Annotated in this window: 9 protein-coding genes, 5 rRNA genes and 1 riboswitch (1 of these 15 running past the window's edge); of the genes, 13 read left to right on the forward strand and 1 reads right to left on the reverse strand. The window is 42.5% G+C overall.

The genetic code is table 11. The annotated features are described in order from the left end of the window. The 6 genes from MHB45_RS25950 to MHB45_RS25975 form a co-directional block, all read left to right on the forward strand. A 23S ribosomal RNA gene (locus MHB45_RS25950) occupies positions 1 to 554 on the forward strand; it begins 2,379 nt to the left of the window's first position. Between the two features lie 64 nt (positions 555 to 618). Continuing rightward, positions 619 to 734: ribosomal RNA gene (gene rrf / locus MHB45_RS25955) — 5S ribosomal RNA — on the forward strand. Between the two features lie 807 nt (positions 735 to 1,541). Next, a 16S ribosomal RNA gene (locus MHB45_RS25960) occupies positions 1,542 to 3,092 on the forward strand. A gap of 176 nt (positions 3,093 to 3,268) precedes the next feature. After that, a 23S ribosomal RNA gene (locus MHB45_RS25965) occupies positions 3,269 to 6,201 on the forward strand. Between the two features lie 64 nt (positions 6,202 to 6,265). Then, positions 6,266 to 6,381: ribosomal RNA gene (gene rrf / locus MHB45_RS25970) — 5S ribosomal RNA — on the forward strand. The 16S, 23S and 5S rRNA genes sit together here, the layout of an rRNA operon. Positions 6,382 to 6,638: 257 nt before the next feature. After that, the gene (locus tag MHB45_RS25975) at positions 6,639 to 7,478 is read left to right on the forward strand and encodes a tyrosine-type recombinase/integrase (RefSeq protein ID WP_048679905.1); all 840 of its coding nucleotides are present in this window, start codon (positions 6,639 to 6,641) and stop codon (positions 7,476 to 7,478) included. Between the two features lie 217 nt (positions 7,479 to 7,695). Here MHB45_RS25975 and MHB45_RS25980 read toward each other — a convergent pair whose 3' ends face one another. After that, entirely contained in the window at positions 7,696 to 10,827 is a 3,132-nt protein-coding gene (locus tag MHB45_RS25980) for an efflux RND transporter permease subunit (protein WP_048679908.1), read from the reverse strand. A gap of 189 nt (positions 10,828 to 11,016) precedes the next feature. Here MHB45_RS25980 and MHB45_RS25985 point away from each other — a divergent pair, with 189 nt between their 5' ends. The 7 genes from MHB45_RS25985 (at position 11,017) to MHB45_RS26015 (ending at position 19,763) form a co-directional block, all read left to right on the forward strand. After that, the gene (locus tag MHB45_RS25985; protein ID WP_048679911.1) at positions 11,017 to 11,895 is read left to right on the forward strand and encodes a TetR/AcrR family transcriptional regulator; all 879 of its coding nucleotides are present in this window, start codon (positions 11,017 to 11,019) and stop codon (positions 11,893 to 11,895) included. A gap of 133 nt (positions 11,896 to 12,028) precedes the next feature. Continuing rightward, the gene (locus MHB45_RS25990) at positions 12,029 to 12,919 is read left to right on the forward strand and encodes a YegS/Rv2252/BmrU family lipid kinase (protein ID WP_340908146.1); all 891 of its coding nucleotides are present in this window, start codon (positions 12,029 to 12,031) and stop codon (positions 12,917 to 12,919) included. Positions 12,920 to 13,047: 128 nt separating this feature from the next. Beyond that, positions 13,048 to 13,710, forward strand: coding sequence for a hypothetical protein (locus MHB45_RS25995; protein WP_202187086.1), 663 nt, complete (start codon positions 13,048 to 13,050; stop codon positions 13,708 to 13,710). A gap of 14 nt (positions 13,711 to 13,724) precedes the next feature. Continuing rightward, a complete protein-coding gene (locus MHB45_RS26000; protein ID WP_048679921.1) occupies positions 13,725 to 14,984 on the forward strand; it encodes an efflux RND transporter periplasmic adaptor subunit in 1,260 nt (419 codons plus the stop codon). Between the two features lie 198 nt (positions 14,985 to 15,182). Further along, a riboswitch (cyclic di-AMP (ydaO/yuaA leader) is annotated at positions 15,183 to 15,330 on the forward strand. A gap of 173 nt (positions 15,331 to 15,503) precedes the next feature. Next, positions 15,504 to 16,766 (forward strand): cation:dicarboxylate symporter family transporter, encoded by a 1,263-nt coding sequence (locus MHB45_RS26005; protein ID WP_048679924.1) that lies wholly within the window; start codon positions 15,504 to 15,506, stop codon positions 16,764 to 16,766. Positions 16,767 to 17,294: 528 nt separating this feature from the next. After that, a complete protein-coding gene (locus MHB45_RS26010; protein WP_048679928.1) occupies positions 17,295 to 18,077 on the forward strand; it encodes a hypothetical protein in 783 nt (260 codons plus the stop codon). Positions 18,078 to 18,680: 603 nt separating this feature from the next. Beyond that, positions 18,681 to 19,763, forward strand: a complete 1,083-nt coding sequence (locus MHB45_RS26015; RefSeq protein WP_048679932.1) for a D-alanine--D-alanine ligase — start codon at positions 18,681 to 18,683, stop codon at positions 19,761 to 19,763. The last annotated feature ends 52 nt before the right edge of the window (positions 19,764 to 19,815 follow it).

Here is a 19,815-nt window from a genome sequence, read left to right on the forward strand (position 1 = left end):
ACTGCGAGACCTACAAGTCGAGCAGGGACGAAAGTCGGGCTTAGTGATCCGGTGGTTCCGCATGGAAGGGCCATCGCTCAACGGATAAAAGCTACCCCGGGGATAACAGGCTTATCTCCCCCAAGAGTCCACATCGACGGGGAGGTTTGGCACCTCGATGTCGGCTCATCGCATCCTGGGGCTGTAGTCGGTCCCAAGGGTTGGGCTGTTCGCCCATTAAAGCGGTACGCGAGCTGGGTTCAGAACGTCGTGAGACAGTTCGGTCCCTATCCGTCGCGGGCGCAGGAAATTTGAGAGGAGCTGTCCTTAGTACGAGAGGACCGGGATGGACGCACCGCTGGTGTACCAGTTGTCTTGCCAAAGGCATAGCTGGGTAGCTACGTGCGGACGGGATAAGTGCTGAAAGCATCTAAGCATGAAGCCCCCCTCAAGATGAGATTTCCCATGGCGCAAGCTAGTAAGATCCCTGAAAGATGATCAGGTTGATAGGTCAGAGGTGGAAGCATGGTGACATGTGGAGCTGACTGATACTAATAGATCGAGGACTTAACCAACGCTTTTTAAAAAATGAAATACCTTCTTATTATCTAGTTTTGAAGGAACAACGTTCCTTTTATGTTTGGTGGCGATAGCGAAGAGGTCACACCCGTTCCCATTCCGAACACGGCAGTTAAGCTCTTCAGCGCCGATGGTAGTTGGGGGTTTCCCCCTGTGAGAGTAGGACGCCGCCAAGCCATTTGAAAGATCAGCCATCTGGCTGGTCTTTTTTTGTTTTCATAAGGTCACGAAAACTGCCATCTTTTTTCGCATATCTTGGCTGCTTTAAACGGTCTTGTCGTTATTTGATTTCTCTTCATATTGAATGTGATCATTTGTAGTATCCTGTATCGGGTTTATATCGTCATCTTTAATTCCCATTTTGATGTCATCATAAGGTGTGTATCTATTTGAAGGTACTGATTTCTTTTTAATCAGCCGATAATAAATAAAGTATAAGCATATGCCGTTTAATCACCCCTTGAAAAGGTTGCTTCTACTACTATTCCTTTGTTCAAAACAACAGACGTTACCAAAACAGCTCAAAAGATAAAATGTATTAAGGCTTTGGACGGGTTGCCTTCAGATCTGTTCAACTAGCAAAACGGACCTTGAAACATTTTTCACCTAACTTTAAGAAAAGGAATTATTTATTGTGAAATGTATTGACTTTATGGTGGAAAAGGATTAATATAAATAAGCACCAACTAAGACATGCAAAAAACTTCATCGCTTTTGGCATTTGCTGAAAGAAATAATAACTATTGACTTCTTACTATGAAAATGATAAGATGAAATGGTCGCTGAAAAACACAGCGATTTAAAATAAGTTAAAAACTTCGCAGAAGTTGACAACTAATCAATAAGATGTTATGATGAATAAACAGCCGTTCGAAAGAACGATTGTGGAAATTGCTCTTTGAAAACTGAACAAAACAAAGCGCCAACGTTAAATTTTAAGTGAGCACACACTATCAAAAAAGCAAATGAGCAAGTCAAACATTTCTTCGGAGAGTTTGATCCTGGCTCAGGACGAACGCTGGCGGCGTGCCTAATACATGCAAGTCGAGCGAATCGATGGGAGCTTGCTCCCTGAGATTAGCGGCGGACGGGTGAGTAACACGTGGGCAACCTGCCTATAAGACTGGGATAACTTCGGGAAACCGGAGCTAATACCGGATACGTTCTTCTCTCGCATGAGAGAAGATGGAAAGACGGTTTACGCTGTCACTTATAGATGGGCCCGCGGCGCATTAGCTAGTTGGTGAGGTAATGGCTCACCAAGGCGACGATGCGTAGCCGACCTGAGAGGGTGATCGGCCACACTGGGACTGAGACACGGCCCAGACTCCTACGGGAGGCAGCAGTAGGGAATCTTCCGCAATGGACGAAAGTCTGACGGAGCAACGCCGCGTGAACGAAGAAGGCCTTCGGGTCGTAAAGTTCTGTTGTTAGGGAAGAACAAGTACCAGAGTAACTGCTGGTACCTTGACGGTACCTAACCAGAAAGCCACGGCTAACTACGTGCCAGCAGCCGCGGTAATACGTAGGTGGCAAGCGTTGTCCGGAATTATTGGGCGTAAAGCGCGCGCAGGTGGTTCCTTAAGTCTGATGTGAAAGCCCACGGCTCAACCGTGGAGGGTCATTGGAAACTGGGGAACTTGAGTGCAGAAGAGGAAAGTGGAATTCCAAGTGTAGCGGTGAAATGCGTAGAGATTTGGAGGAACACCAGTGGCGAAGGCGACTTTCTGGTCTGTAACTGACACTGAGGCGCGAAAGCGTGGGGAGCAAACAGGATTAGATACCCTGGTAGTCCACGCCGTAAACGATGAGTGCTAAGTGTTAGAGGGTTTCCGCCCTTTAGTGCTGCAGCTAACGCATTAAGCACTCCGCCTGGGGAGTACGGCCGCAAGGCTGAAACTCAAAGGAATTGACGGGGGCCCGCACAAGCGGTGGAGCATGTGGTTTAATTCGAAGCAACGCGAAGAACCTTACCAGGTCTTGACATCCTCTGACAACCCTAGAGATAGGGCTTTCCCCTTCGGGGGACAGAGTGACAGGTGGTGCATGGTTGTCGTCAGCTCGTGTCGTGAGATGTTGGGTTAAGTCCCGCAACGAGCGCAACCCTTGATCTTAGTTGCCAGCATTCAGTTGGGCACTCTAAGGTGACTGCCGGTGACAAACCGGAGGAAGGTGGGGATGACGTCAAATCATCATGCCCCTTATGACCTGGGCTACACACGTGCTACAATGGATGGTACAAAGGGCTGCAAACCTGCGAAGGTAAGCGAATCCCATAAAGCCATTCTCAGTTCGGATTGCAGGCTGCAACTCGCCTGCATGAAGCCGGAATCGCTAGTAATCGCGGATCAGCATGCCGCGGTGAATACGTTCCCGGGCCTTGTACACACCGCCCGTCACACCACGAGAGTTTGTAACACCCGAAGTCGGTGAGGTAACCTTCATGGAGCCAGCCGCCTAAGGTGGGACAGATGATTGGGGTGAAGTCGTAACAAGGTAGCCGTATCGGAAGGTGCGGCTGGATCACCTCCTTTCTAAGGATAATTACGAGAGCGCTTTTGTTTTGTTCAGTTTTGAATGAGTAATTCATTCAAATAGGAAAGACAGTCATCACGATGTGATGGATTCTTTCTGCTTTGTTCCTTGAAAACTAGATAATAGATAGAAGGCAATTAATTTTTTTCAAAGCATCTGTAAGATCTTTTTTAACGGTTAAGTTAGAAAGGGCGCACGGTGGATGCCTTGGCACTAGGAGCCGATGAAGGACGGGACTAACACCGATATGCTTCGGGGAGCTGTAAGTAAGCTTTGATCCGGAGATTTCCGAATGGGGAAACCCACTGTTCGTAATGGAACAGTATCTTTACCTGAATACATAGGGTACTGAAGGCAGACCCGGGGAACTGAAACATCTAAGTACCCGGAGGAAGAGAAAGCAAACGCGATTTCCTGAGTAGCGGCGAGCGAAACGGAATTAGCCCAAACCAAGAGGCTTGCCTCTTGGGGTTGTAGGACACTCAACATGGAGTTACAAAGGAACGGGGTAAATGAAGCGACCTGGAAAGGTCCGTCGAAGAAGGTAAAAACCCTGTAGTTGAAACTTCGTTCCCTCCTGAGTGGATCCTGAGTACGGCGGGACACGAGAAATCCCGTCGGAAGCAGGGAGGACCATCTCCCAAGGCTAAATACTCCCTAGTGACCGATAGTGAACCAGTACCGTGAGGGAAAGGTGAAAAGCACCCCGGAAGGGGAGTGAAATAGATCCTGAAACCGTGTGCCTACAAGTAGTCAAAGCCCGTTAATGGGTAATGGCGTGCCTTTTGTAGAATGAACCGGCGAGTTACGATTTCATGCGAGGTTAAGTTGATGAGACGGAGCCGCAGCGAAAGCGAGTCTGAATAGGGCGAATGAGTATGAGGTCGTAGACCCGAAACCAGGTGATCTACCCATGTCCAGGGTGAAGTTCAGGTAACACTGAATGGAGGCCCGAACCCACGCACGTTGAAAAGTGCGGGGATGAGGTGTGGGTAGCGGAGAAATTCCAATCGAACCTGGAGATAGCTGGTTCTCTCCGAAATAGCTTTAGGGCTAGCCTCAAGATGAGAGTATTGGAGGTAGAGCACTGATTGGACTAGGGGCCCCCAACGGGTTACCGAATTCAGTCAAACTCCGAATGCCAAATACTTATTCTTGGGAGTCAGACTGCGAGTGATAAGATCCGTAGTCGAAAGGGAAACAGCCCAGACCACCAGCTAAGGTCCCAAAGTATACGTTAAGTGGAAAAGGATGTGGAGTTGCTTAGACAACCAGGATGTTGGCTTAGAAGCAGCCACCATTTAAAGAGTGCGTAATAGCTCACTGGTCGAGTGACTCCGCGCCGAAAATGTACCGGGGCTAAACGTATCACCGAAGCTGTGGATTGACACCGTATGGTGTCGATGGTAGGAGAGCGTTCTAAGGGCGTTGAAGTCAGACCGGAAGGACTGGTGGAGCGCTTAGAAGTGAGAATGCCGGTATGAGTAGCGAAAGAAGGGTGAGAATCCCTTCCACCGAATGCCTAAGGTTTCCTGAGGAAGGCTCGTCCGCTCAGGGTTAGTCGGGACCTAAGCCGAGGCCGAAAGGCGTAGGCGATGGACAACAGGTTGATATTCCTGTACCACCTATACATCGTTTGAACGATGGGGGGACGCAGAAGGATAGGGTAAGCGCGCTGTTGGATATGCGCGTCCAAGCAGTTAGGCCGGAAACGAGGCAAATCCCGTTTCCATTAAGGCGGAGCTGTGATGGCGAGGGAAATATAGTACCGAAGTTCCTGATTCCACGCTGCCAAGAAAAGCCTCTAGTGAGATGTAAGGTGCCCGTACCGCAAACCGACACAGGTAGGCGAGGAGAGAATCCTAAGGTGTGCGAGAGAACTCTCGTTAAGGAACTCGGCAAAATGACCCCGTAACTTCGGGAGAAGGGGTGCTTTTTAGGGTGAATAGCCCAGAAAAGCCGCAGTGAATAGGCCCAGGCGACTGTTTAGCAAAAACACAGGTCTCTGCGAAGCCGCAAGGCGAAGTATAGGGGCTGACACCTGCCCGGTGCTGGAAGGTTAAGGGGAGAGGTTAGCGCAAGCGAAGCTTTGAACCGAAGCCCCAGTAAACGGCGGCCGTAACTATAACGGTCCTAAGGTAGCGAAATTCCTTGTCGGGTAAGTTCCGACCCGCACGAAAGGTGTAACGATCTGGGCACTGTCTCAACGAGAGACTCGGTGAAATTATAGTACCTGTGAAGATGCAGGTTACCCGCGACAGGACGGAAAGACCCCGTGGAGCTTTACTGCAGCCTGATATTGAATTTTGGTACAGCTTGTACAGGATAGGTAGGAGCCTGAGAAGCCGGAGCGCCAGCTTCGGTGGAGGCGTTGGTGGGATACTACCCTGGCTGTATTGAAATTCTAACCCGCGCCCCTTATCGGGGTGGGAGACAGTGTCAGGTGGGCAGTTTGACTGGGGCGGTCGCCTCCTAAAGAGTAACGGAGGCGCCCAAAGGTTCCCTCAGAATGGTTGGAAATCATTCGTAGAGTGTAAAGGCACAAGGGAGCTTGACTGCGAGACCTACAAGTCGAGCAGGGACGAAAGTCGGGCTTAGTGATCCGGTGGTTCCGCATGGAAGGGCCATCGCTCAACGGATAAAAGCTACCCCGGGGATAACAGGCTTATCTCCCCCAAGAGTCCACATCGACGGGGAGGTTTGGCACCTCGATGTCGGCTCATCGCATCCTGGGGCTGTAGTCGGTCCCAAGGGTTGGGCTGTTCGCCCATTAAAGCGGTACGCGAGCTGGGTTCAGAACGTCGTGAGACAGTTCGGTCCCTATCCGTCGCGGGCGCAGGAAATTTGAGAGGAGCTGTCCTTAGTACGAGAGGACCGGGATGGACGCACCGCTGGTGTACCAGTTGTCTTGCCAAAGGCATAGCTGGGTAGCTACGTGCGGACGGGATAAGTGCTGAAAGCATCTAAGCATGAAGCCCCCCTCAAGATGAGATTTCCCATGGCGCAAGCTAGTAAGATCCCTGAAAGATGATCAGGTTGATAGGTCAGAGGTGGAAGCATGGTGACATGTGGAGCTGACTGATACTAATAGATCGAGGACTTAACCAACGCTTTTTAAAAAATGAAATACCTTCTTATTATCTAGTTTTGAAGGAACAACGTTCCTTTTATGTTTGGTGGCGATAGCGAAGAGGTCACACCCGTTCCCATTCCGAACACGGCAGTTAAGCTCTTCAGCGCCGATGGTAGTTGGGGGTTTCCCCCTGTGAGAGTAGGACGCCGCCAAGCCATTTGAAAAGACCAGCCATCCGGCTGGTCTTTTTTTGAGGTCGTTATCTTCAGTACTTATTATTTAAACCTGTTAAAGACCTTAAAGAAAGTTATATGCAGGGTAAATGGTAGGACATTCTATTAATGTATCTGAATTTCTACAGCTATCTGTCTTATCCATATCAGTTTAAGACAAAGGGACAGAATTCTTCGTTTCTGTAGGGATATATGTTAAACTTAACATAGTTCTGAAACTGTCATTGGGGGAATAGCCGATGGATACCTCTGCTAAAGATGAAATGATTTTTTCGTTTGCTGAATGGTTGAGAGACCAAGGCAAATCAGCTAATACGATCAAAACGTATACTGGTGTCCTTTCACAGTTTTGTGACCAGACACAAAAGATATTGATGGAGATCCATTCTGAAGATGTTCAGGGTTATCTTGATTATTTAGAAAATTGCAAGAAAAGCCCAGGGACAATCGAAAAACACTATATCGCATTAAATGTCTTCTTTAAATTTTTAGGCAAACCGCAAGTGATGCTTTCTGTGGAACGTAAAGTTAAGGAGCACAAGCTTGAGGTACCTGAAACTTTAAGCCTCAATGAGCAGCAGATACTGTTAAGAGATATAGAAGCAGAAGGAAATCTAAGGAATATTGCCATCGTCTACCTTTTGTTACATACTGGAATTCGTGTCTCCGAATTATGTGACTTAAATGGCCGTGATGTCATCATGGAAACAGAGCGTAATTATATACTTGTCCGGAACGCAAAAGGTGAAATCGACAGATCCGTACCCCTTACGATATCGGCTATACAACATGTACAAAATTATCTTTTGTCTTTAAAAGAAAAAGCAGATCCGCTATTCATCTCAAGCTATAATCAAAGGATCACTCCGAGGTCAGTTCAATATATATTGAAAAAATACAATGTGCATCCGCATAAACTGCGACATACTTTTTGTCAAAGGTTAGTGGATAATGGAATAGATATACAAACGATATCCAAGCTTGCCGGTCATAAAGATTTAAACGTAACGAAGCGTTATCTAAAAGAAAAATCTCTGGATCTGGCAAATGCGATAGATCAAACTTTCACCAAACACTAATATATAGAAATTAAAAGGGGAAGCGAGATCTTTCCTTTTTTTGTTTAAACAAACAGATTTCCTTGGAAATGACGAATAGGACGTTTTATCTTAAGAGACGGGACAGGTTGAAAGAAGAGGAATATAGTTCAGTCAAAAGGGCCGAACATATTGATGCATTGTTGAATCAAAAAAGAGGGGATTCCTTATATCAGGAATCCCCTCTTCTTTTTCTTCGTTACTTAACTGTTTTTTTCTTCTTTTTACCTATTTTCATTATAACTTCATATACTACCGGCACTATTACAAGTGTTAGCAATGTAGAACTCACCAGTCCGCCGATAACGGTAATTCCCAAACCTTGTGATATTAATCCGCTGCCTTCCGCACCGATTGCCAAAGGTATTAAAGCGCCGATTGTGGCAAGGGCAGTCATCAGGATAGGGCGTAGACGGGTGGATCCTGCCTCGAGTAAAGATTCCCTGGTAGATAGCCCGGATTCTTCATTCTTGATAACACGGTCCACTAATACGATGGCATTGGTCACGACGATACCAATAAGCATCAGGACACCCATCATTGCCGAAACGCTGATGGTCTCACCTGCAATGAATAGCCCTGCCAATGCCCCGATTACCGTAAATGGTAAGGAGAAGAGAATGGCTATTGGTGCTAAACCACCATGGAAAGTAACGACTAGGACAAAGTATACGATAGCAACTGCCGCTAACATAGCGATACCAAGTTGAGTGAATGATTCTTGGATATCTTCCGTCACTCCGCCGTAGTCTATAGATACGCTTGCAGGAAGATCTAATTTATCAACTTCCTTCTGTACCTCAGCTGTCACTGCGGCCACATCATCCGATTTGATTGTTGCAGACACGTCGGCATAAATTTTTCCATCGCGGCGGCTGATTGTATCGGAAGCTTTGCCTTCTTCGATTTTCACAAGCTCTTTCAATGGGATTTCCATTCCCATTGGAGAAGAAATTTTCGTATTCTCTAGATCTTTTTTGTCTTCGAATGTCGTTTCTTTTGTCTCGACATATACTTTGACTTCTTCTCCATCTTTCTTAATGGTAGTTAAAGCATCATCTTTATTCGTATTGGCAATGGACATGCCAATTTGTGCAGCTGTCAGTCCAAGGTCACTTAGCTTTTCTTGGTCTGCTACTAGAGTGTATTGCTCATAAGCATCCGAAAGACTTGTATCAACATCTTTTAAATCTTCGTTTTTCTTCATGATATTTTGAATATCATCAATTACCGGTTCAATATCTTTTTGTGTATTTCCGTAAACAAATAGAGTGGTTTCGTTGCTTGATGTTGATGTGAAATCTTGTTGTTTCCATGTTCCAGGTGAATCAAGTTCAGTTAATTCTTTTATGACGGTTTCTTTTTTGTCCCCGAAATTTTCGGTGTCTTCGTCATAGAGTACATAGAAGAGAGCCGAGTTACTCGAACCGCCCATCATGCCGCCGCCCATCATGCTTTCACCAAGTGTGTATTGAACGGTCTTCACATCGTCTTTATCCATGAAGTATTTTTCCACTTTTTCTGTTTGCTTTTCAATATCCTCTTTTAACTCTCCAGGTGCGGGAGTGTAAGTTACGATGATCGTTTTTTCTTCATCTGCAGGCATGAAGCTGACACCGATGCTTGGGATTAGGAATAAGCTTCCAACTAATAATACAATGGCTGTACCGAAAGTGATTAGCTTATGGTTTAACGACCAATCCAGTGATTTTCGATAGAATGCTGATAGTTTGCTTGGTTTTTCTTCATGTGATTGTAATTCTTTTTTAGATAGTCCCTTTTTAAATAAAGAGTCTGCCATTGCCGGAACAAGTGTGATGGCGATTATTAATGAAGCGACTAATGCAAACACCATTGTTAAGGCAAATGGCATGAATAGTTCCCCGACAGGTCCTGTAACGCTTGCTAAAGGCAGGTATACGGCTACAGTAACGATTGTCGATGAAAGGATGGGGATGAACATTTCCTTAGTGGCAGATCGTATTAATTCGCCGCCTTTTAATTGTTCGCCTTTTAAAGCCATTCTTCTATAAATATTTTCTATGACGACAATGGAGTCATCGACGACTCGGCCAATCGCAACGGTCATGGCCCCAAGTGTCATGACATTCAATGAAATATCCATTTGTTTGAGCACCAAAAGGGCTGCTAATAGGGATAATGGAATCGAAATGACGGAAATGAGAGTCGTTTTAAAGTTCCTAAGGAACAGCATGATAACAATGACGGCAAACAGACAGCCGAAGAGTGCCTTGCTGATCATGGTTTCAACAGAATCTTTAATCGGTTTAGCTTGATCGAGAGTAGTGTGTACACTTACCCCGTTAAATTCTTCTTTGAAATTCGATGCTTCTTCATTTACTTCGTCGACGATTGCAACTGTATCGGCATCAGGTGATCTTGTAACCTGAATTCCAATCGATTCGCTACCGTTTGTTCTTGAAATCGACTCAGCCTTACCGGTGATTTTAACATCGGCAATGTCTGATAATTTCACATTTTGCATTTGGGCAGGACCTGTTGCCATTTCAGGAGATAATTGATTGGTTTCCTGTCCAGTTTGTGCTGGAGCTCCTGTTTGCGGGCCGCCGGTTAAAGGTATCTTTACATTTTTCAGGTCCTTTAATGTGGAAATGTTTCCATCCACAACGATCGTTTTCTCTTTATCATCAAAGTTATATATGCCAAGCGGCATACTGACGTTTGCGGCCTGGATAACCTTCTTTACGGTTTCTTCATCGAGCCCGTATTGAGCCATCTTGTCCTGGTCGAATACAAGGCTGCCTTCATTTACTTGCTGTCCGGAAATGGATACGGATGTCACGCCGTCAATTCCTTCAAGTTTAGGTACTAACACCTCTTCGACATTTTTTGTAAGGGCTGGTAAATCAGAAGCCTTATCTGTTACACTGAGTGCGACGACAGGAAAAGCGTTTAATTCTAATTTAGATACGCTCGGGTCATCTACTCCCTCTGGCAGTTCCAATTTCTCTAAAGCTTCTTTCACTTCTTTTACTGCATCGTCCATATCCGTATCATAATCATATTGTAATTGGATGGAAGAGGCATTGGCCATGGACGAAGAACTGACTAATTCGACTCCTGGCAAATTTGTTACTTTTAGCTCAATCTGGTCGGTGAGCTTATCTGCTACTTCTTCAGGTGCAGCTCCAGGATAAACAGTGGAGATGCTAATTAAAGGAGTGGAGATGCTTGGTATGGTTTCTTGTTTCATGTTTAAACCGGAGTATAAACCAGCTGCAACGATGATGATGGTAAGCAACCAGATTGCCAATTTATTCTTTAATGAAAATTTAATTATTGAATTCAAGCTTGTACCCTCCATACATAAAATTGTGACCAGTCGGTCACAAACTCAAATATATAGTATATGGATTATGATTGCAACAGATAATATCCGTTAGTGTTAACGTTGTGATTTCAAGGGTTTTGGGATACAATTTGGAAGATGTGACCCATTGGTCACCAATGGACAATTTTAAGAGATAGGATGAATTTGATGAAAGAAAAAAATAAGATGATCATAGATAAGTCTGTAGAGCTTTTCGCGGAGAAAGGCTATCATGCAACTTCGGTTCAGGAAATTGTTGAAAAATGCGGGATAGCAAAAGGGTCCTTTTATAATTATTTTAAATCGAAGGAGGAATTACTAGTCTCCATTTTTAAATTTTATTATGAAGCGTTGACAGACTCATTACTTGATCTTGAACTGGATGCTTCATTGTCCAGTAAAGACAAATTCATGAGGCAGATCACTGTTCACATTGAGCATATGACGGGAAATACCAACTTGATTCAAATGATGATGCAGGAACAAATGGTTCATATCAGCAAGGAACTAGATGGATTTTTACATTATATCCATGAAGAGGGCTTGATTTGGTTCAAGCGTAAAATCATTGAGTTATACCCGGGGCTTTCATCTGATCTTCTACCCGATTGCACCATTATTTTAGATTCGCTTTTCAAAGGATATATCGGAATATTGATCAGGAAACAAAATGCTTTCGATGTGGAATTGTTACCTAGCTTCATATTGAACCGGATGGATTCCATTGTCACAAGTCTGGAAAACATGGAAGATCCATTATTGAAACAATTTCCCCTACCAGGTTGCTCGATGCGGGATATGAGCCCAAAAGAAGAAATCCATTCGATTATCGCCAGGATGCTGGAAGTGGAAACACGTAAAGAAGAGGGGATGGAAACGCGTAAAAATACGGAAGCTTTAAAAGCGCTCCAGGAAGAATTTTCAAAAGTTAGGCCAAGCTCCATCATCTTGGAAAGCCTTTTATTATTTTTGGAAAAAAATGAAAAAAGAAGTCCCTTGTGTTCAAAGCTTATCTTAATGATGAAGGATTATTTGTTGTATATATGAAGGCTTTACTGAAAGGGGGCGAATAGCCTCTTTTTCATTTGAATTTTTAATGAGTGTTAAAAACGGAGGTTTAGGAAAAAGTAAAAAGTGATGGGAAGAAGACCATTCTTTCAATGATATGGGGGCAAGAATCGTGCGATGGAAAAAAGGAATGCTGATTTATAATAAAAATGCAGGGAAAGATAAACTCGAAAGGAATTTAGAGGGTTGTCTTCCGGTATTAGCTCCACATATTGATGAGTTTCTCATTCTACAAACCAAGCAAAAAGGCGATGCATGCCGTTATTGTTTGGAATATGGTGAAGAAATGAATGTAGTTTTCGTATTGGGAGGAGATGGAACGGTACATGAGTGTGTAAATGGCCTTTCACCCCTTCAGAGGCGGCCTTTGTTTGGGATTTTACCTGGAGGGACTTGCAATGACTTCTCCAGGACATTAAAGATTCCTCAAAAAGTTCGTCAAGCTGCGGAAGCATTAGTAAATGGCAAGGTTCGTCCAATTGATATTGGGAAGTCCAATAACGATTTTTTTTCAATTTCTGGGGAGTGGGACTTATTTCAGATGCTTAACAATATTGATGAGCAGGAAAAAAGCAGGTTCGGAAAGATAGGATATTTATTAAGCGCTGTAAGGACGATTGGTGAGAATGCTCCCTTTTCCTATAAACTAGAATATGATGGGAATTTCATTGAAGGGGAAGCCGTTATGATTTTGGTCTTGAATGGTTGTTTTATCGGCACTAATTTATTACCCTTCCCCATGATTAGTCCAGACGATGGGCTCTTTGGCGTTGCCATCTTGGAAAATGCAAGCCTTGGTGCATTTTTAGAAATAATAGCGATGAAACGTTCATGGACTGAAAATATGAGTTCTGACTCTGGGGTGACTTATTTACAAGCAGGTACCTTGACTATTGAATCCAAGAGGCCGCTTGATGTGGATATGGATGGAGAGAACTATAGGCAAACTCCTTCGCGCATTAAAGTCCTCGCCCACCATTTGTCAGTATTAACACCAAATTAGTATGAGGATTACATTTGAAGGGAAAGGCTTATGTGTTTTTTTTGTATATTCATTCCTTATTTCTGCAATTGTTTCCAAAATAGGATAAAATGTATGATGATATATCATTTTTTGCAGGAGGACCAATTATGGTGTACCAGGTCGGATTGTTAAAGGGCATTTTAGAGCCTTATCGGAGTCGTTATCAGCTGCAAAATGCAGAGGCAGTCACAAAGTTTGGATTGAAATTAATAGTTTTATATTTTGTTAGTCTTATAGTATTCGCCGTTGGGGGATATTTTGGCATTGGTTCAGAATCATTCTCCAAAGAAATCACGAAGATGAGCGCCAATGAATTCGAAGCAGCAAAGTTGCTGATTTTGAGCGGCAATATAATAACAGGAATAATCGACCCTTCCATATACATATTTTTAGCAGCTCTATTCTTTTGGATCGTTACTGATATCCCCTATATAAAATTAGTTATCGTTCAAATGATTCTTTTTGGCTTGCAATTAATAGAAAAAACATTATTGATTCCCTTATTCGTTTTAATGGATTTAGGCAGCGATGCCAATCCTTTTTCATTGGGGATCATCAGTCAGTATTTTCTCAGAAGTGATTATTTCATTCACTTTTTCAGCGGAATTACCATTTTTCAATTTCTTATTATTGCTCTGCAATATTTTTATTTAAAGGAATTTACAGAACGTAATAATTATTTGGTCCTTTTAATGATTGTTCTATTCTATTTGGCCACATGGTTTGTTAAAGCCTTTTTAGGATACATCCAAGTAGGCGTATTTGTATAAAGCGGGTGAAATGAATGAGCGGTAAATGGAAAATAGCGGCGGTCTCCATTGCGTCGATAGTGTTAATAACCGTTAACTTATACCTTATTGAAAAAAAAGAAAGCAAAGTGGAACGGACGGTTTTCGTTGAAAACTGGACTAAGGTAAAAAAAGATACAATTACGGATACTATTCAAACAAATGGGGTAATTAAACCAGTAGAAGAGTATGATATTTATTTTGATGCCAAGAAAAATGATTTTAAGAAATTCCTTGTAAAAGAAGGCGATGCGATTACGGCTGGCTCCTCGTTGTTTGAGTTTACGACGACCGAACTTGATGCGCTTAAGACGAATTTGGAAGCGGAGAAAACGGCCGCCGAGGGGGAAATTGCAGGGATTGAGGAATACATAGGGAAGTTGAGGTCTTATCAGGGGACCGTGACCAGTGAACCTGAAGCTGCAATTGATGAATCGGTGGAAAAGAACTTGAATATTGATATAACGACAAGCTCTTCAGATCTTATTAAAAGTAACATTGAGCAAGAAATGTACAAGCAGGAACTAGAAAAAAACAGGTTGGATGAAAAAGTAAAAATGCTTGATGCTAAATTAAGTTCGATTGAGCAGCAGTCCAGTGCAATTGTAACGACTAGCGAGGCTGATGGTGTCGTTAAAAATATCAATAAAAACCTGAATAATCCCATTATATCCATTGTTTCGACAAATATGGCAATTGAAGGGGATTTCTCCGAAGAGGAAATGAAAAAGGCTGAAGTGGGCATGACTATAAAAGCAAGTTCCTCTGATTCAAAAAAGGCATTGAAAGGGAAGATAGGCCGTATCCATTCCTATCCCGCTGAAGAACCATCATTAAAAAAAGATAACAGATTTCCATTTCAGGCTTTAATCGAACCGGAAGGCGAAGAAACTGAACCATTGTTGGTGGGATCGAAAGTGAATCTTACTGTAATAACCAATGAGAAAGCCGGTGTACCCTCCATTCCGATAGAGGCCGTACAATACCAAAAGCAGCCTTATATTTACAAGTTGACTAATAAAGGCCATGTGGATAAACATTACATTACAAAAGGTCTTAAGGCTGAAGGGAAGCAAGAAATCATAAAGGGACCGTCTGTAGGTGACGTCATCCTGCTGGAGTCGAATGCGGCAGTGAAGAACCATTCTTATTTTATAACCCCGATTCAATTTGAAAAAGTGAAAGCTAGAACTTATAAAAAATTCACCTCTAGGGAAAAAGTAAGATATCTGTTACTTGGCATTCTGGAAAAATAACCGCTTTTTTCACAAGAGAGGTGATGTTAAATTAGGAATTAATTATATCAATATAACTTATTTGATTAAAAATCGGGAAACGTAATTATAGATACAACAGCCTTTAATGCAGAATATTCAGACATATTAAAAGATTTTTTCTAGAACTGATGCGAATAAATATTTACAGATTATCATTTTTAGTATAATATTTTATTATAAGTTAACTCGCTTAATCTTATTCCAAGAACGGGGGACCCATTTTTGTGGATTTTATCCGCTAGGGGTGAATTCAGAAATGAAAGGGCATTTGTGTTTCCAATTCCTAACCCGACAGCTAACCTCGTCAGCGTCTTTAAGGGAACATGTGTGAATATTCACGCCAATAAGAAATCGACACATGAAGTGTCTTTTTTTTCGGCGTAAAGACAGAGTTTTTCAAAAAAAGAAAAATTACTTTCTTTTTATTAGTATCTTGTTTCCCTTACCGAGACAAAAATGTTTTTGCATCAAAGACTTTATGGAAGGTGAGGAAAGTAAATGAAGAAATTCAAATTAAGTTTAGCTAGCCAAATTTTCATTGGTTTAATTCTAGGGATTATCGTTGGTGCCATTTTTTATGGTAATGAGTCGGCCCAAAGCTTTTTACAGCCATTCGGAGACATTTTCCTACGAATGATTAAAATGATCGTAGTGCCGATCATCGTATCCAGCCTTATCGTTGCAGTTGCCGGTGTAGGTGACTTGAAAGCGGTAGGAAAACTAGGTGCTAAATCATTATCATACTTTGTTGTCGTAACTATGATAGCGATTGCTGTTGGTTTAATTTCAGCGAATATCATCCAGCCTGGTGCTGGTGTGAATATGAATAACCTGGAACAAACTGATATCTCGACATATGTTGATACAGCAGAAACTAAGCAGCATGAATCGTTCGTAGATACACTTGTACACATCGTGCCATCCAATCCAGTTAAAGCCATGGTAGAAGGCGATATGCTAGCGATCATTTTCTTCTCCGTGTTGTTTGGACTAAGTATTGCGGCCATCGGTGAAAAGGGTAAACCAGTATTCCGTTTCTTCCAAGGTGTAGCTGAAGGAATGTTCTACCTAACTAACATGGTCATGAAATTCGCTCCTATCGGTGTATTTGCACTAATCGGTGTGACTATCTCCAAGTTCGGTTTGGAATCTCTAATTCCGTTAGGAAAGTTAGCGCTTTCTGTTTACGGAACAATGATCTTCTTTGTAATTGTCATTCTGGGTCTTATTGCAAAATTTGTAGGATTCAATATCTTTACTTTGATTAAACTTCTAAAAGAAGAATTGATTCTTGCTTTCTCTACTGCAAGTTCAGAAGCGGTTCTTCCGAAAATCATGGAAAAAATGGAGAAAGCGGGATGTCCGAAACATATTGCTACATTTGTTATTCCGACTGGATACTCCTTTAACCTTGATGGTTCTACATTATACCAAGCGTTAGCAGCTATCTTCATCGCTCAAATGTATGGAATCGATTTAAGCATGTATGAGCAAATCACGCTAATGCTAGTGTTAATGATCACATCCAAAGGGATTGCGGGTGTACCAGGTGTATCTTTCGTAGTTCTTTTAGCGACATTGGGAACTGTCGGTATTCCTATTGAAGGTCTAGCATTTATTGCCGGTATCGACCGTATTCTTGATATGGGACGTACAGTGGTAAACGTTATTGGTAATTCACTTGCGGCAATCGTTATCTCTAAATGGGAAGGTCAATTCAACCCTCCTTCCAAAAAAGAACTAGAACAACAAGTTTCTTGATACAAAAAATCCAGAGTGAAATGTCACTCTGGATTTTTTTTATTGAATGAAAAAGCGCTTCCTTAATTTTTCTCGATACTGTAAAAATCTGCTTCCTTCAGGTGTTATGGAGGGAACTACTTCTTGACGGGTCTTCCTGGATGTCAAAATACCCCCAAATTCATAAAGCCTTTCATTGTTTACCCCAAAACCAAATCATATCCTCTTCCTCCCAGAAGGTCATGTGTTGTGAAATGAAACTACCTTCAGGCTTTAAATTACGGTTGATTTGACTAATGTCGGGTATTTTGCGCAGGGGATCATCAGCATAAAGGGGAGCGGCCACATGAAATGAGTGAATGAATGATAAAACCAGTCATGATCCATTCTTCGAATTCTATATTTTTTCCTATTGGTTAAAATGGATTTTGATTCATGTTATTTAAACGATGCAGATGATGATTAATATTGGGGTTATATAACTTACGTGAAACTCCAAAAGTTTGATAAAATAACATTATTGATTGAGAGCTCGGAGGGGGTCAGGTTATGAAGAATGATAGCAATGATATCTTATACATGTATATGCAGGCTTCCGAACGGTTTGTCCTTTTTAATGGACTCAATTTTCGTGAATTCGTCAATTCGCTTCCGTATACCTTGGATTCGATCTTATTATTGAAACATCAATTCGATGGTGGGGAATACAATTTGAATGTCCTGCTTGAGAGCGCTTCATCTGAAGCTATTGCGAAGCTCGTTAAAGAAAATGTCCGGGCATATGGAGATTTCTGTTGGATCGATTTTGAAGAAGCGGAAGGGCTGGATGAATTGGATGGAAGGGAAATAGCGGAACTTTTATATTTAGGACATGCTAAAACCCATCTGGATCCCCCGTTTTTTCGTAAATTGAATAACCAATTTGTGTACCTTGCCCAGGATGATGGCTGGTTCAATAAAATTTATTTTCGTTCTCTTTCGACATATTATATGATGTTAGGAAGTCTGATTCCGCTAAAGCTGGAGCCATTAAAAGTAGAGAGGACGTGGCTTGGAATCAGAAAGAAAAAAGAGCTGACGGCGATTCCTGCAGAAATCATTGCTTCTTTGGCTCATATTCTGGCAGAGGGGCTCGTTTTTTCCTTTCGGGATGTTAAGTATACTAGAACGAAAATTGAGATACCGGCATGGGTCGTAGGGGATTATTTAAACATGGATGAGATGCATGATTCCTTTTCTGATAGAGATAGTAAGGAGCCCGATGCATTTATTATCTTCAATCGAAAAGAGAAGATTTGGGAAAGTGTTATTAAAAATACACCATCCTCCTAATTTTATTTGAAGTCCTTGAACTTTTTAGGTGTAAGACTTACCGTCTCATGCATAAGAGATAAGAGAGGGTGTGGCGGTTTTATCCTGTGTTCAGTAAATTAGTAATCATTGGAAATACTCATTGGTGGAAGTTTCGCTTTACCCCGCATTAACAGGCTGTAAGGAAGCCTGATGACAAATGTAATGAAAAAGAAATGTGGTGAACCAACAGCCTGTAAATGCCCGATTGCGACGCACAGGATGTGCTAGCACAGGAGTTGCCACAGGATGTGGCGGTTTTATCCTGTGTTCTGCAAAATAGTAATCATTGGAAAAGCCTCAATGATGGAAGTTTCGCTTTACCCCGCATTAACAGGCTGTAAGGATGCTCGGTGACAAATGTAATGAAAAAGAAATGTGGTGAGCCAACAGCCTGTAAATGCCCGATTGCGACGCACAGGATGTGCTAGCACAGGAGTTGCCACAGGATGTGGCGGTTTTATCCTGTGTTCTGCAAAATAGTAATCATTGGAAAAGCCTCAATGATGGAAGTTTCGCTTTATCCGTTTTAGTGTAAAGTGATACAATGAACATGGTTAAAAGAATATTGGAGGGTAATAACTCATGAAAACTAAACTTGGTTTGCTTTATGGTGGAAAATCTGCGGAGCATGAGGTTTCTATGCAGACGGCTTTAGCGGTCATTAAAGCTCTCGATTTAGCAAAGTTTGATATATATCCGATTTACATAACAAAAGATGGTTCATGGATTAATGGACCAAAGTTAACAGGTCCTGCCGAGAACGTGGAGGCATTGACATTTTCACCGGAAAAATCGAGCTCGCCTCTTGCCTTGCAAGCACATTCAACTGATGAAAATAGTGAATCAACAGGGTATGACGTAATTTTCCCATTGCTTCACGGACCGAATGGAGAAGATGGAACCGTACAAGGGATGCTGGAACTGTTGAACCTCCCTTATGTAGGGAATGGCGTTTTAGCTTCTTCAGCAGGAATGGATAAGGTCATCATGAAAAACATTTTTGCCCAGGCGGGACTTCCTCAAGTGAAATACACTTGGTTCATCCGTTCTGAATGGGAGAAGAATACTGAAAGTGCCATCAAAAAGGTAGCGGATGATTTGGGGTACCCTTGTTTTGTCAAACCTGCCAATTTAGGCTCAAGTGTCGGTATCAGCAAATGTAATGATGCTGATGAACTGGAAAAAGCGGTAGCGGAAGCTTTTCAATTCGATCGGAAGGTCATCATTGAAGAAGGGGTCATTGCTCGTGAACTCGAGTTTGGTATTCTTGGTAATGATGAACCGTCTTGTTCAGTGGCAGGCGAAATCATCCCTAAGAAAGATTTTGCCTTCTATGATTATTCAGCAAAATATGTAGACGGTAATTCAGCGATGGTCATTCCGGCGGAGATAACGGAAAGCGAGTATGCAGCTTTATCCGAAATGGCCATTACTGCCTTTAAGTCATTGGATTGCTCTGGATTGGTTCGCGCAGATTTCTTCTTGACGCATGAGGGGCAAATCTATATTAATGAAGTGAATACAATGCCTGGGTTTACTCCATTCAGCATGTTTCCGTTATTGTGGAAGCACACAGGTGTCGACTATCCAGCATTAATTGAAACACTCGTGAAACTTGCCTTGGAACGTCATCAGGAAAAACAACAAATCAAATATACAGTTTGATCATGCAGGTAAAGTATCAGTAAACTCCACAATCCATCAAGCCTTGATTTGA

The sequence above is a fragment of the Peribacillus sp. FSL K6-5616 genome (assembly GCF_038008245.1).
Lineage (GTDB): Bacteria > Bacillota > Bacilli > Bacillales > DSM-1321 > Peribacillus > Peribacillus frigoritolerans.

Coding starts and splice junctions, on each gene's coding strand:
- MHB45_RS25985 (WP_048679911.1), top strand. CDS start 11,017: ATGAAAGAAAAAAATAAGATGATCATAGATAAGTCTGTAGAGCTTTTC.
- MHB45_RS25995 (WP_202187086.1), top strand. CDS start 13,048: ATGGTGTACCAGGTCGGATTGTTAAAGGGCATTTTAGAGCCTTATCGG.
- MHB45_RS25975 (WP_048679905.1), top strand. CDS start 6,639: ATGGATACCTCTGCTAAAGATGAAATGATTTTTTCGTTTGCTGAATGG.
- MHB45_RS26015 (WP_048679932.1), top strand. CDS start 18,681: ATGAAAACTAAACTTGGTTTGCTTTATGGTGGAAAATCTGCGGAGCAT.
- MHB45_RS26005 (WP_048679924.1), top strand. CDS start 15,504: ATGAAGAAATTCAAATTAAGTTTAGCTAGCCAAATTTTCATTGGTTTA.
- MHB45_RS26010 (WP_048679928.1), top strand. CDS start 17,295: ATGAAGAATGATAGCAATGATATCTTATACATGTATATGCAGGCTTCC.
- MHB45_RS26000 (WP_048679921.1), top strand. CDS start 13,725: ATGAGCGGTAAATGGAAAATAGCGGCGGTCTCCATTGCGTCGATAGTG.